Source organism: Candidatus Thiothrix phosphatis (assembly GCF_035668035.1).
Lineage (GTDB): Bacteria > Pseudomonadota > Gammaproteobacteria > Thiotrichales > Thiotrichaceae > Thiothrix > Thiothrix phosphatis.
Window position 1 is genome coordinate 1 of record NZ_JAYMYJ010000084.1, and the last position, 12,726, is coordinate 12,726.

Annotated in this window: 13 protein-coding genes; 9 read left to right on the plus strand and 4 right to left on the minus strand. The window is 59.0% G+C overall.

Going from position 1 to position 12,726, the window contains the following annotated elements; translation table 11 throughout:
* The 7 genes from VSS37_RS08550 to VSS37_RS08580 all read left to right on the plus strand — a co-directional run.
* Nucleotides 1-2,649 (plus strand): hypothetical protein (locus tag VSS37_RS08550; protein WP_324694417.1); only part of this gene is annotated, 2,649 nt, incomplete at its 5' end.
* Entirely contained in the window at nucleotides 2,649-3,077 is a 429-nt protein-coding gene (locus VSS37_RS08555; protein WP_324694418.1) for a YbjN domain-containing protein, read from the plus strand. The genes VSS37_RS08550 and VSS37_RS08555, both read left to right, overlap by 1 nt.
* Nucleotides 3,077-4,396, plus strand: coding sequence for an ATP-binding protein (locus VSS37_RS08560; protein WP_324694419.1), 1,320 nt, complete (start codon nucleotides 3,077-3,079; stop codon nucleotides 4,394-4,396). Before VSS37_RS08555 ends, VSS37_RS08560 begins: the two co-directional genes overlap by 1 nt.
* Nucleotides 4,397-4,489: 93 nt before the next feature.
* Nucleotides 4,490-5,008 carry a hypothetical protein gene (locus VSS37_RS08565; RefSeq protein WP_324694420.1) on the plus strand — a complete coding sequence of 173 codons (519 nt, stop codon included), beginning with the start codon at nucleotides 4,490-4,492 and terminating at the stop codon, nucleotides 5,006-5,008.
* A gap of 3 nt (nucleotides 5,009-5,011) precedes the next feature.
* Entirely contained in the window at nucleotides 5,012-6,511 is a 1,500-nt protein-coding gene (locus VSS37_RS08570) for an OmpA family protein (RefSeq protein WP_324694421.1), read from the plus strand.
* A gap of 9 nt (nucleotides 6,512-6,520) precedes the next feature.
* Nucleotides 6,521-7,015 carry a Rab family GTPase gene (locus tag VSS37_RS08575; RefSeq protein ID WP_324694422.1) on the plus strand — a complete coding sequence of 165 codons (495 nt, stop codon included), beginning with the start codon at nucleotides 6,521-6,523 and terminating at the stop codon, nucleotides 7,013-7,015.
* 1 nt (nucleotide 7,016) lies between these two features.
* Nucleotides 7,017-8,069: an HD-GYP domain-containing protein gene (locus VSS37_RS08580; RefSeq protein ID WP_324694423.1), complete on the plus strand. Its 1,053-nt coding sequence runs from the start codon at nucleotides 7,017-7,019 to the stop codon at nucleotides 8,067-8,069.
* 7 nt (nucleotides 8,070-8,076) lie between these two features.
* Here VSS37_RS08580 and VSS37_RS08585 read toward each other — a convergent pair whose 3' ends face one another.
* Nucleotides 8,077-8,640 (minus strand): phosphoribosyltransferase, encoded by a 564-nt coding sequence (locus VSS37_RS08585; RefSeq protein ID WP_324694424.1) that lies wholly within the window; start codon nucleotides 8,638-8,640, stop codon nucleotides 8,077-8,079.
* 71 nt (nucleotides 8,641-8,711) lie between these two features.
* Here VSS37_RS08585 and VSS37_RS08590 point away from each other — a divergent pair, with 71 nt between their 5' ends.
* Nucleotides 8,712-9,281 carry a phosphoribosyltransferase gene (locus tag VSS37_RS08590; protein ID WP_324694425.1) on the plus strand — a complete coding sequence of 190 codons (570 nt, stop codon included), beginning with the start codon at nucleotides 8,712-8,714 and terminating at the stop codon, nucleotides 9,279-9,281.
* 23 nt (nucleotides 9,282-9,304) lie between these two features.
* Here VSS37_RS08590 and msrQ read toward each other — a convergent pair whose 3' ends face one another.
* Nucleotides 9,305-9,973, minus strand: coding sequence for a protein-methionine-sulfoxide reductase heme-binding subunit MsrQ (msrQ, locus tag VSS37_RS08595; RefSeq protein WP_324694426.1), 669 nt, complete (start codon nucleotides 9,971-9,973; stop codon nucleotides 9,305-9,307).
* On the minus strand, nucleotides 9,973-10,887 hold the full coding sequence (gene msrP, locus VSS37_RS08600) for a protein-methionine-sulfoxide reductase catalytic subunit MsrP (RefSeq protein ID WP_324694427.1): 915 nt from the start codon (nucleotides 10,885-10,887) through the stop codon (nucleotides 9,973-9,975). The genes msrQ and msrP overlap by 1 nt, the downstream gene beginning before the upstream one ends.
* A gap of 140 nt (nucleotides 10,888-11,027) precedes the next feature.
* Between msrP and VSS37_RS08605 the strand changes: the two genes are divergently transcribed.
* Nucleotides 11,028-11,633, plus strand: a complete 606-nt coding sequence (locus tag VSS37_RS08605) for an SCO family protein (RefSeq protein ID WP_324694428.1) — start codon at nucleotides 11,028-11,030, stop codon at nucleotides 11,631-11,633.
* A gap of 10 nt (nucleotides 11,634-11,643) precedes the next feature.
* Here VSS37_RS08605 and VSS37_RS08610 read toward each other — a convergent pair.
* A partial coding sequence (locus VSS37_RS08610; protein ID WP_324694429.1) for a hypothetical protein occupies nucleotides 11,644-12,726 on the minus strand: 1,083 nt, incomplete at its 5' end.

Below are 12,726 nucleotides of genomic sequence, written 5' to 3' on the forward strand. Positions count from 1 at the left end.
ACGGGTGAAGGCAAGCATTTGCTCGCCCATGAACTGACCCACACCATCCAGCAAGGCCACGCCATCCAGCGCAGCCAGCAGGTCAGCACCACCGCCACGCCGCCGCCCGTCCAGCGCCTGGGCGTCCAGGATGCGCTGGATTATTTCGCCGACAAGGCTTATTACATCCCCGGCTTCCGCCTGCTGACCATCATCCTGGGGTTCAACCCCATCAGTGGCCGCTCAACCGACCGCAGCGCCGCCAATATCCTGCGGGCGCTGATCGAACTGATTCCAGGCGGCCATTTCATTACCCAAGCGCTGGACAACCACGGGGTCTTCAGCAAAGCCGGAGCCTGGGTGGAGCAACAACTGGCCGCCCTGGGCGACATCGGCAGCGGCCTGCGGGCGGCGCTCGACCGTTTCCTCGACTCCCTGGGCTGGTCGGACATTTTTGATCTCGGCGGCGTCTGGGACCGCGCCAAACGCATCTTCACCGAGCCGATCTCGCGTCTGCTGGCCTTCGCCCAAAGCGTCGTCAGCAGCATCCTCAAACTGGTCAAGGACGCGATCCTGAAACCGCTGGCCGCCCTGGCGCAAGGCACGCGCGGCTATGACCTGCTCAAGGCGCTGCTGGGTGAAGACCCGATCACCGGCGAGCCAGTCCCGCGCAACGCCGACACCCTGATCGGCGGCTTCATGAAGCTGATCGGGCAAGAAGACATCTGGGAAAACCTCAAAAAAGGCAACGCCGTGGCGCGCGCCTGGGTCTGGTTCCAGGGCGCGCTGGCAGGGCTGCTGGGGTTCGCCCGCGCCATTCCGCGCACCATTCTCAACACCCTGCGCTCCCTGACCTTCCAGGACATCATCACGGTGGCGGGCGCATTCGGCAAAATCGTCAGCGCGTTCGCCGGTATTGCAGGCCAGTTCTTCAGCTGGGCGTTCAATCAGGTCGTCAGCCTGCTGGAAATCCTGTTCTCGGTGGTCGCCCCCGGCGTCATGCCTTACATCCAAAAGGCCAGGGGCGCGTTTGTCACCATCCTGAAAAACCCCATCGGCTTCGTCGGCAACCTGGTCAAAGCGGGCAAGCAGGGCTTTGAGATGTTCGCGGGCAATATCCTCGAACACCTGAAAGCCGCCCTGATCAAGTGGATTGTCGGGCCGTTGGCGGAAGCTGGCGTCTACATCCCCAAATCCTTCAGCCTGTTGGAAATCATCAAGCTGGTGTTGTCCGTGCTGGGGCTGACCTGGCAGGCGATCCGCGCCAAGCTGGTGAAAATCATCCCCGACCCGGTGCTGGCTGTGCTGGAAAAGACCGCTGTCATCTTGGTCACCCTGATCAAGGACGGCCCGATGGCGGCATGGGAGCAAATCAAGGCCGAACTCAGCGAACTGAAAGACCAGTTGATCGGCCAGATCACCCAGATGATTTCCACCGAAGTGGTGAAAGCCGCCGTGGTGAAGCTGGTCAGCATGCTGAACCCGGCGGGCGCAGTGGTGCAGGCCATCCTGGCCATTTACAACACCGTCAGTTTCTTCATCCAGAAAGCCCAGCAGATCGCCGCCGTGGTCGCCTCCTTCATCGACTCCATAGCTGCGATTGCGGCGGGGCAAATCATGCCAGCCGCCAAGCGCGTCGAGCAGACCCTGGCCAACACTTTGGTGGTGGTGATCGCTTTCCTCGCCAAATTCGCCGGATTGGGCGGCATCCCGGATAAAGTGGTCGGCATCATCCGGAAAATCCGCCAACCGATTGACAAGGGCATGGACAAGATCGTCGGCTGGCTGGGCGGCATGCTGAAAAAGCTGGGCAATGCGCTGACTGGCGGCAAGGATGGCAAGCCGGACACCCGTACCCCTGAGCAAAAGGGCGCTGATCTCGAACGCGGGCTGAGTGAGGCGGACGCCTTGCTCAACGCCCCCCAGCCGGAGCTGGATAAAGTGGGCAAACAGCTGCCCGCCATCAAGAACAAATACCGGCTTTCCAAACTGGAGCTGGTGGTCGATGCCGAATCCGAAGAGGAGGAAACCGTCCATATCCACGGTGCCAACAGTCCAGGCAAGGACAAGCCCAAACACCGGGTCAAAAAAGGCGGCCCGGACACCATTATCAGCGAGCAGGATCTGGGTCTGGAGCGGCCTACCTTCCGTTCCACCACCAAAAAAGAATTGCGCACCCTGCATGTCCAGCAAGGCGGGGCCAGCCAGATATTCAGCAGCTCCGGCGGTGCCTTCAAAAGCTCCACCAAATGGCATCGCCGCCATGTGGTGCCGTGGGGCAATATCCGCGACCACTTCGTCGCCGTCTTCGGCGGCAAGACGGTCAAGGCCGCTGTCGCGATACTGGCGAAGGAAGGCTACTCCGGCAAAACGGAACGGCGTGAAGCCGTGCGCGCCATCAAGAACAAGGCGCGTGACGCGTTCAATGATGTCCAGAACCTGTTCATCGACCTGGGGGCGGAAAATTCCGCCTTGCAGGATGTGCTGGACGATGCCCACCCAGAAGTGCTTGACAAGAAAGGTGCCGCCGTCGAAAAACGGGTGGACGAAAAGGTCGCCGCCTTTATCGCCCGCCACGCCATCGGCGGCTACCCCTTCAAGGTCAACACCAAACTTGGCGTGGTCGATTGGGAAGTCACCTATATCCAGCCACCAAAAGGGAAACGCTAATGACCGCCACCGACGCCTGGCGCAACGCCATTGAAAGCCTCTGCCAAAAGCTGGGATGGGAATATTCCACCCAAGAGACCGTGGGCTACCTTGCCATAACCTGCCCATTACCCAACGATGCGTGTTTCAGCGGCGCGCTTTTCGTCGTTTCCGAGGCTGCTGGCCGGTTGATGCTGGCACTTGGCTACCGGAAAACCATCGCTCCCGACAACCTGCCAGCGGCGCTGAATACGGTTGCGGCCCTCAATTTCGGCTTGCTGGGCGGTTGTCTGGAGCTGAACCCAGAGGACGGTAAAATCCGCTACCGCGACAGCCTGCTGTTGCTCTCCGCCGAAGCCCCACCGGACATGTTGCGCGCCTTTGTCGCAACCACCTTGCGCAATGCGCTGACCCACTGTGCGGACGCCCTTTTCGAATCCGCTGCCTAATGACGCCAGACCCGCCGCCTACCGCCAATCTGCAAGCGGCACTTGATTGGCTGCGTGCCATCATCATCAGCCGTTTGCAGGCGGAAGCCGCCGCGCCCGCCCAACCGGCGATCAGCCCTGGGCATGACGGGCTATCCCGCCTCATCCAGCGCTTCCACCCCGATCATGCGGAACTGGCGGTGTTGATGCTGGCGCTGGCCCCATCGCTGCTGCCGGACATTTTCACCCGGCTCATTGCCGAACACCTCCCAGAAGGCGGCGACTTCCCCGAATTCGGCGGCGTGCGCGGTGCCAGCCACCGTGGCCTGCTCCCCACCGGCGAAACCGCCCAGTTCATCCTCGCGGGCGACGACCTGGAAAAGCGCCTCGAAGTGCAACGCCTGTTCAGCAGCGACCATTGGTTCGCCAGGGAGCGCATCCTCTGGCTGGAACCTGTCCCCGCAGGCGAACCCGTCATGAGCGGCAGGATCACCCTCGCCCCCGAAGTGGTGGAGGAACTCACCCTCGGCGCGGTCAGCCGCCCGCGCTTCAGCAGCGACTTCCCGGCAGAATATATCGGCACCGGCATGGACTGGGACGACCTGGTGCTGCACCCCGACACCCTGCGGCAGATCCGTGAAATCGGGCACTGGCTGGAACACAACGGCACCCTGCTGCATGACTGGGGGATGCGGAAACGGCTCAAACCCGGTTACCGCGCCCTGTTCCACGGCCCGCCCGGCACCGGCAAAACCCTTACCGCCGCCCTGCTGGGCAAACAGACCGGCCAAGACGTTTTCCGCATCGACTTGTCGCGCGTTGTTTCCAAATACATCGGCGAAACCGAGAAAAACCTCGCCTCGCTGTTTGACAAGGCGGAACACAAGGACTGGATCCTGTTCTTCGACGAAGCCGACGCCCTGTTCGGCAAGCGCACTGACATCCGCGACGCGCACGACAAATACGCCAATCAGGAAGTCGCCTACCTGCTGCAACGCATCGAAAATTGCAACGGGCTGATCGTTCTCGCCTCCAACCAGCGCGCCAATATCGATGAAGCCTTCGTGCGGCGCTTCCAGTCCATCATCCACTTCCCCCTGCCCCGCCCCGAAGAGCGCCTGCAACTCTGGCGCAAGACCTTCCCCCCGCAAATCCCTTTGGCCGACGACATCGACTGGCGGCAAATCGCCGCCCGCCACGAACTGTCCGGCGCCAGCATCCTCAACATCACCCATTACTGCGCTATCGAAACCCTCGCCAACGGCCATGCCTGTCTTGACCTGAAGCGCCTTGAAACTGCCATCCTGCGCGAATACGTCAAGGAGGGTAAAGCCATCTGAGCATTCTTTGCCTTACATCGGAAAAAATAGCTCCTCACAGTTAACAATGCTACCTTGAGGGTCACTTCAACATAATAACAACAAGTCACAACCATGAGCACAACAGAAGCAGACATCGAACTGACGCCGCCCGTGCAGGACAAAAACCTCGACATGGTGCGCAATATCCTGTTCGGCGAACAAATCCGTGAAAATGAAAAGCGGCTGGCCACGCTGGAGCGTTTCGTCAAGGTATGGACAAATTCCGTGCGTGACGAAATGCGCAAAAACATGGACAACCTCAACCACGAAATCCTTATGCTGCAAGACCTGCTGGATCAGGAAGCCAAGGCGCGCATGGACGACACCGCCATCGCCCGCAAACATTTCGACCAGACCAGCAAAAGCATCGAGGGCTTGCAGCGCCAGTTGCAGACCGACGGTGCCAGCCTGCAACAGCACCTGGAGCAGGAGGTCAAACGGCTGACCGAAATGCTGGAAGAACAGCGCAACGACATCCTCGGCCAGTTGCGGCAGGCTGGCGAACAACTGCGTCAGGACAAGGTTGACCGCACCATGCTGGCCACCCTGCTTGACAACATCAGCCACCAATTAGCCGGTAATGCGGTGTAAGCCATGCGGGGCAGCCCCGACATCGCGCAGTTGCGTAACCTGTTGTTCGGCAAGGAATACGACGACCTGCTGGCGCTGAAGGAGCAATTTGAACATTCCGGCAAATACAGCGCCAGCGTCGCCAACGTCATTTCCGAAGCCATCAGCCAGCGCGCGCAACGGGACGATTCCCTGACGATAGCACTCAGCCCGATGGTCGAGCAGACGCTGACCCATGCCATCCAGAGCCAACCCAAGCGTTTCGCCGATGTGCTGTACCCAGTCATGGGGCCGGCCATCCGCAAATCCATCCAGCAAGCGCTGAACGAATTGCTGGAAAGCATCAACCAGCTTCTGGAGCAGAGCTTTTCCCTGCGCGCCTGGCGCTGGCGTTTCGACGCCTGGCTCACCGGCAAAAGCTATGCCCAGATCGCCTTGATGCATACACTGGTGTATCAGGTGGAGCAGGTCTTTCTGATCCACCGCGAAACCGGGCTGTTGCTGCACCATCTGGTGGCCGAAAAAGCCATCAGCAAAGACCCGGAAATCGTCTCCGGCATGCTGACTGCGATCCAGGATTTCGTCAAAGACTCCTTCACCACCAATAGCGAAGACACCCTGGACACCCTGCGGCTAGGCGACCTGACCGTGCTGGTGGAGCATGGCCCTTACGCCATCACGGCGCTGGTGGTGCGTGGGACGCCGCCAGGGGAGTTGCGCGCGTTACTGACGGAAATTTCCGAAAACATCCATGACCGTTACGCCCAGCCACTCAAGTCCTATGACGGCGACACCAGCCGGTTCGCCGGAATTGAAACCCTGCTCGCGCCGTGCCTCAAACACCAATACCACCCCCGGCGACAACGCAAGCCGTGGCTGGCGATGGCCTTGCTGGCCTTGTTGCTGGCGGGGGGCGCATATGCCATCTACGCCTATCGCCATGGCCATAGCCAGGCAGATCAACCCATCGCCGTGCAGCAGCCCCAACAGGCCCAACAAAACCAACAGGCGCTCATGGACAACCTGCAACAGCTGAAACAGGCGCTGGCGGAGCAACAAAGCCGCAACGCCACATTGGAAACCTCCCTGCAAACCTTGCAGGAACAACAAAAGCAGCGGGAGGAGCAACAAACGCGCCAAACCGCCGCCAACGAACAGCAATTGGCAACGCTGGTCAAGCAACTGGAAGCTTCCACCTTCCCATTTATCAACGCCAAGGCGGATGTTGACCCAGACAATCCCGGCATCCAGCAAACGGGGCAAACCATCCGCCAATTGCTGCAAACCGCCCAACTGGCTGATAAGACCCCGCAAATCACCATCATTGGCAATACTGACGAAAACGGGACTGACACCATCAACAAAACCCTGGCGGAAGAGCGGGCAGCCAATATGCGCGACGCACTGATCCAAACGGGCATACCCGCATTTGTGCTGCGGGCGCAGGCGGCCCATCAAACGGGAGCGCCTGCCACTTCCCATAAAAATGAGCGCAGCATCCGCTACAAGGTCGAACTTTATTAGGGACTTCACATGATCCAGAAAAAAATCTGCCTGCTAGGCTCCTTTTCAGTCGGTAAGACCAGCCTGATCCGGCGTTACGTCGACAGCCTGTTCAATGACCGTTACCTGACCACTGTTGGGGTCAAGATCGACAAGAAACAACTCCAACTCAATGGACAGGAAATGACTCTGATGATCTGGGACATCGCAGGCGAAGACGCTTTCACCAGCATCCGCACCGCCTACCTGCGCGGCATGGCCGGTTACATCATCGTGGTTGACGGCACCCGCCCGCAGTCGTTGGAAGTCGCCCTTTCCATCCATCAGATGGTGCAGGAAAGCGCGGGCGACCTGCCGGTCGTGTTCGCCCTCAACAAGGCTGACCTGAAGCACCAATGGCAGATTGACGAGGAAAAACTCCTGCCATTGCGCCAACAGGGACACGCCGTCATTGAAACCAGCGCCAAGTGGGATCAGGGCGTCAATGAGCTGTTCCTGCATCTGGCCAAGCAATTCGGCACCTGATATGGACTTTTCGCTGCCCGGTCTGTTTGGCGCGCTGGATATGGCTGTGTTCCTGCGCCGTGATGCAGACAGTTTCAGCCTACACACCCAGCCGCCGGTTTGGTTGCTGCTCTATTTACATCAGACCGGGCATGACAACTGCTCCCTGGCAACGGTTTTCCCTTACCTGAGCTGTTTCATGGAAGATGCCGAGCAGCACTGGCAGGAACAGCGGCCCGGCCTGCTGCCTTCCGGCTCCTGGATTGAAACCGACGCGTTCGGCAATGAGCTGGCTTTGGAAGCCAGCGCGCTGTGGGTGGATGGCCGGGCGGTACTGCTGCTCCAGAATCTGGGCAAAAAATACATCGACGAAGTCAGCCAGTTGCAACACCTGCGCAATGGCCTGCTGGAACAGGAAAAACTTGAAAACGAAGTGCGCCGCCGCACCCTCAAGGTCAAGCAGCGTGAAGAAGAAATCGCCATCAAACTGGTCAGCCTGACCAGCTACCGTGACGAAGAAACCGGCACCCACGTCAAACGCATCGGCCTGTACGCCGCCGCCATGGCCAAGGCCATGAACTGGCCAGACCAGCAGGTCGACGACATCCGCATCGCCGCCCCCATGCACGACATCGGCAAAATCGGCATTCCCGACCGCATCCTGCTGAAAAAGGGCAAACTGACCGACACGGAATTCGCCATCATGAAACGCCACACCGAAATCGGCGCCAAAATGTTGCAGGATTCCAATATCCCGGTGCTGCGCATGGCGGCGGAAATCGCCCTGCGCCATCACGAAAAATGGGATGGCAGCGGCTATCCGCATGGCATAGCGGGCGAGGACATCCCCATTACCGCCCGCATCACCAGCATCGTCGACATCTACGACGCGCTGGTGCATGAGCGCGTCTACAAAAAAGCCATGAGCGAAAAAGAAGCGCTGGCTCTGATGCAGGACATGACCCGTTCACACCTCGACCCGAACCTGTTCCAGCTGTTTCTGGAAATATTGCCGGTGATGCGCCGCATCCGCCAGGAAGTGAACGAAATCGACGACCTGCTGGTGTCGTACTGACCCTGCCTCATAGATAGGGCAACAGAAAAGGCTTGTGCAACCTGATTTCTTTCAGGGTCAGGCCACACATCTCGTAAGGCAACACCAGCCAATCTTCGGTGGAATAGAGGGAATAATCCGGCGTGAAACCCACCCGCAAGTAAGAGGGGCGTTGCCAGATCGTGGCGATTTTCACCTGCTCCGGCATATTGCGTTTCAAGTTCTTGCGTAATTTTTTCAGGACGGCGTCCAGGTTGCGCCCACTGCTGAAGACATCATCCACCAGCAACAGCTGGTCATCCGCATTCAGGCTTTCCAGCAAGTATTGCGTGCCGTGCACCCGGATTTCCGTTTCCGGCGCATCCAGCATGTCCTGGTAGTAGGGCAAACCCCGGTACGAAGTGCGCAGGGCAATGTGGTCGCTCCTGACACCCAGCGTTTGCAGGCATTCCTGCACATAAATCCCTACCGTGCTGCCGCCGCGCCATAGCCCGACGATAAAGCTGGGGCGAAAACCGTCCTCAAACACTTGTACGCCTAACCTGAAAGCATCCAGAATCAGGCTGTTTTCATCAATGTAGGTCTTTTCCACGCCAATTTCCGTATTCCCGGGGTACTGCGCTAGACTATAACACGGTTTCAGGCTTGTTTTAGGGAATCAACATGGCGCAAAAACTGTATCTGGATGCACAGCAATTGCTGGAAGATTCCTTCCAGCTGGCACATCAAATTCTGCGCAGCGGCTTTCGCCCCACCATCATCCTCGCCGTCTGGCGCGGCGGCGTGCCGATGGGCATCGCGGTGCAGGAATACCTGCAATACCATGGCATTGAAACCAACAATATCGCCATCCGCACCTCCTCCTACAGCGGCATCGACCAGCAGTCACGCGAAGTCAAAGTGTTCGGCCTGAACTATATCGTCAAGAACGTCGAACACCACGACCGCCTGCTGATCGTCGACGACGTGTTTGACACCGGACGCTCAATCGAAGCCATCATCAATACCCTACGCACACAAGCCCGGCTGAATGCGCCGGGGGACATCCGCGTCGCCGTGCCCTATTACAAACCCGCCCGCAATCAGGTCGGCTTTGCGCCTGATTATTACCTGTATGAAACCGAAGAATGGCTGAAGTACCCGCATTCGCTGGAAGGCTTGAGCGTCGCTGAAATCCGGCAACACCGCCCGGAAATTTACGCCATCCTGAAAGACCATCTGCCTGCCGAATGAACATCGTCAGCGGCAGAATCCTGTCAAGCCGACTCAGGGCGGGCGGGCGCGCCAACCCGCGCAGCAACCCTGGATGAGCTGTTGCCCAGCCACCGCCCCCTGACCGCCTGATACACACGCTCACCCAACAATATCGCCAGCACGATGGCATACACCAGCGGCATATCCAGACGCTGCTTGGATTCCGCCAGCCACCAGAAATGCAGCACGCCGAGCAGGGTCAGCGGGTAAACCAACCTGTGCAGCCGCTGCCAGTTACGCCCCAGCTTGCGCATCGCCGCCCGGAAAGATGTCAGCGCCAACGGCACCATCAGCAGGAACGCCAGCATCCCCGCCGTAATGAATGGGCGTTTGAGGATGTCGCGCCAGATTTCCCCCCAATCGAAGAACTGGTCCAGCCACAGATAGCTGAACAGGTGCAGCACCCCATAAAAGAAGGCGAACAGGCCAAGCATTCGGCGGAGTCTCATGCCTTGCACCCAGCCTGTCGCCCGCCGCAGTGTGGAGATGAGCAGCGTTAACAACAGGAACCGCAGCGTCCATTCCCCCAAGCTGCGGGTCAAATATTCGACCGGATTCGCGCCCAGCGTATCCTGCCACACGCCCCACGCCAGCCATGCCACTGGCGTCAGCGCCAACATGAAAACAGCCGGTTTGAACACCTTGCTGAACCAGGGCTCACGGATTTGCATCAGTAGTTTTCCTTTAAATCCATGCCGCGATACAGGCTGGCGACCTGGTCGGCATAACCATTGAACATCTCAGTCGGGCGCTTGAAAAATTCGCCGATACGGCGCTCCCGTTTCTGGCTCCAGCGCGGATGGCTGACGTTGGGGTTCACATTGGCGTAAAAACCGTATTCATCCGGCACAGTCGCCATCCACAACGACGTTGGCATCTTTTCCACGAAGCTGATGCGCACGATCGACTTGGCGCTCTTGTAACCGTATTTCCATGGCACGACCAAACGCAACGGCGCACCGCTTTGCCCCGGCAAATCCTTGCCATACAGCCCGGTCGCCATCAGGGTCAGCGGATGCATCGCCTCATCGATGCGCAAGCCTTCCACATACGGCCAATCGAATGCGCGGCTGCGCTGCTCTGGCATCTGCTTGGGGTCATAGAGCGTCTCAAAGCGCACGAATTTGGCCTTGGAGGTTGGCTCGAAACGCTTGAGCATTTTGCCCAACGGGAACCCTTGCCAAGGGATGACCATCGACCAGCCTTCCACGCAGCGCAGGCGGTAAATGCGCTCCTCAACCGGATTCAGTTTGAGCAGGTCATCCAGCGCAAACTTGCCGGGTTTGGCGCATTCGCCATCCACCGTCACTGACCACGGGCGTGGGCGCAGACTGCCCGCTTCCTCCGCTGGGGCGTATTTGCCCGCCCCCAATTCGATGAAATTGTTATAACTGGTGATGTCATCATACGGGGTCAGCTCCTCGCTGGTGGCAGCGCCCGAACGGGCGGAAACCGTCAGCGGCAGGCCGCCCGCCCCCAGCAAGGCCACGCCCCCCAGGGTTTTGAGGAAGTCACGGCGGCCTTGGTAGAGCGAATACGCCGTCACTTCATTTTCGCTGATGTCTTGCGGACGTTTGATCAACATGGTGTTTACCTCCTGATTACCGCTATTACGCTATAGCGGCGCGGTTGGATGCAAATAACCGGGAAGAAGGTTATTCTAAGCGGATACTGACGGGGGGGAGAGGAGTTTCGTATGAGGTTAACCCACATGAAAAAAGCTTTATGAACAAATTTGCGCTCATCATTGGCCTGTTGGCGTTTGCCCTCGGGCTAGGTGCCGCCCAGTATTTCATTTCCCGGCCATCCATGTCCGCCGACGAAGGCAGCACCGTCGTGCCGGTCGTTGCAGGCAAGTTCGGCGGTGACTTCACCCTGATGCAAGGGAGCAAGCCGGTCAGCCTGAACGATTTCAAGGGCAAGGTGGTGGTGATGTATTTCGGTTACGCTTCTTGCCCGGACATTTGCCCGACTACGCTGTCCATCATCGCCTCCGGCCTGAAGGAGCTGACGCCGGACGAACTGGCGCAGGTGCAGCCCATCTTCATCAGCGTCGACCCGGAACGCGACAGCGGCGACAAGCTGATGGCCTACGCCACCCATTTCCACCCCAGCTTCATCGGCATCACCGGCTCGCCGCAGCAGGTGCAGCAAGCCGCCAAACAGTACGGTGCCTATTTCGCCAAAGTGCCCGGCACGTCAGCGATGGGGTATACGGTCGACCACACCTCGCAGACCTACCTTGTCAGCAAGGATGGCCAGTACGTCAAAATCCTGCCGCACAACATCAGCAAAAAGGATGTGGTGGAAAGCATCCGCGACGCGCTGTAAGGGCCGCCAATCAGGACAAAAACACAATGTCCGTCGGCGAACACTTCAGTTGCAGGCGGGAGCCTTTCAGCGTGATGATTTCGCTGAACTTGACGAAATCCTGCTCGCTGACCACGAACACATACGGGTTGCCGTCGTCCAGCAGTTTTTCCACCTCAACCTGTTTGTCTTCCGGGTCGAAGGTGAAAGCCGTTTTTGAGCGGATGGCGTTCCAGTACATGTCCATCTGCCGCCCGTACCACGCCTTGACCAGCTTGCGGAACAGGTAAGGGTAAAGCTCCATGGCTTCGGTCACGTCATGCAGCGTGGTGATGTCAACGCCATCCGCCGTCCGGTCATAAAACCACAGGTTGGGAACCTTGGCGGGGGTCGCCTCCGGCTTGCGCTCCAGATAATCGCGCTTGCGCCGGGCGCTGTATTGCCCCAGTTTGGCGCCGGTGATCATCACCTTGCGCAGGCTGCCTGCCAGCGTCATGAAGAAATAGGGGTACACCAGCCCCGCCTTCAGCAACTGGTAATTGACGCTGCGCTTGAGGCGGCTGGCCAGCGCCGTCTTGCTCAAATCCGCCCCGTCTTCGTCATCCGGCAAGCCGGGGAACACCCAAGAAATCGGGCGGCCATTCTTCTCCACCTCGCTGGTGACGATGTAGCCGGGAATGTGATCCTGCAACTTCTCCTTCACCCAGTATTCCTGCCCGTCGCGCTCGAAGCAGGCGCGCTCAATCCAGGTGTTCTTGCCCCAGGATTTCCACTCCGCCTTTTTCACCCCCATGATCTGCATGAATTTGTCGGTCGCCATCTGGCCGATGGCCGCAGGCTGGTGATAGCCGCCGGGGACGGGTTTGCCCTGCAAGCTGGACTCCTTGCCTTTCACATCGGCGGGTGTCGGCAGGCTGGTGGGGGAATAATGCGTTTCCAGCGCGTCGATGCCCTGCAAGCGCAGTTGCACCGCGCCGTCGCCGGAGGCCAGCTTCTCATTGAACAGCTCCTTGTTGTCACCACCGATCCTGTCCCAATGGGCGGGGTTTTCCGCCTTGAACATCATGGAGTCGCCATCCGGTGAAAAGCCCACAACGTGGAATGAACCCTTGAT

What these genes read in the sequence shown, in the direction of transcription:
- VSS37_RS08560 (WP_324694419.1), top strand. Translation starts at nt 3,077, where the DNA reads ATGACGCCAGACCCGCCGCCTACCGCCAATCTGCAAGCGGCACTTGAT.
- VSS37_RS08570 (WP_324694421.1), top strand. Translation starts at nt 5,012, where the DNA reads ATGCGGGGCAGCCCCGACATCGCGCAGTTGCGTAACCTGTTGTTCGGC.
- msrP (WP_324694427.1), bottom strand. Translation starts at nt 10,887, where the DNA reads ATGTTGATCAAACGTCCGCAAGACATCAGCGAAAATGAAGTGACGGCG.
- VSS37_RS08565 (WP_324694420.1), top strand. Translation starts at nt 4,490, where the DNA reads ATGAGCACAACAGAAGCAGACATCGAACTGACGCCGCCCGTGCAGGAC.
- VSS37_RS08590 (WP_324694425.1), top strand. Translation starts at nt 8,712, where the DNA reads ATGGCGCAAAAACTGTATCTGGATGCACAGCAATTGCTGGAAGATTCC.
- VSS37_RS08555 (WP_324694418.1), top strand. Translation starts at nt 2,649, where the DNA reads ATGACCGCCACCGACGCCTGGCGCAACGCCATTGAAAGCCTCTGCCAA.
- msrQ (WP_324694426.1), bottom strand. Translation starts at nt 9,973, where the DNA reads ATGCAAATCCGTGAGCCCTGGTTCAGCAAGGTGTTCAAACCGGCTGTT.
- VSS37_RS08580 (WP_324694423.1), top strand. Translation starts at nt 7,017, where the DNA reads ATGGACTTTTCGCTGCCCGGTCTGTTTGGCGCGCTGGATATGGCTGTG.
- VSS37_RS08575 (WP_324694422.1), top strand. Translation starts at nt 6,521, where the DNA reads ATGATCCAGAAAAAAATCTGCCTGCTAGGCTCCTTTTCAGTCGGTAAG.
- VSS37_RS08605 (WP_324694428.1), top strand. Translation starts at nt 11,028, where the DNA reads ATGAACAAATTTGCGCTCATCATTGGCCTGTTGGCGTTTGCCCTCGGG.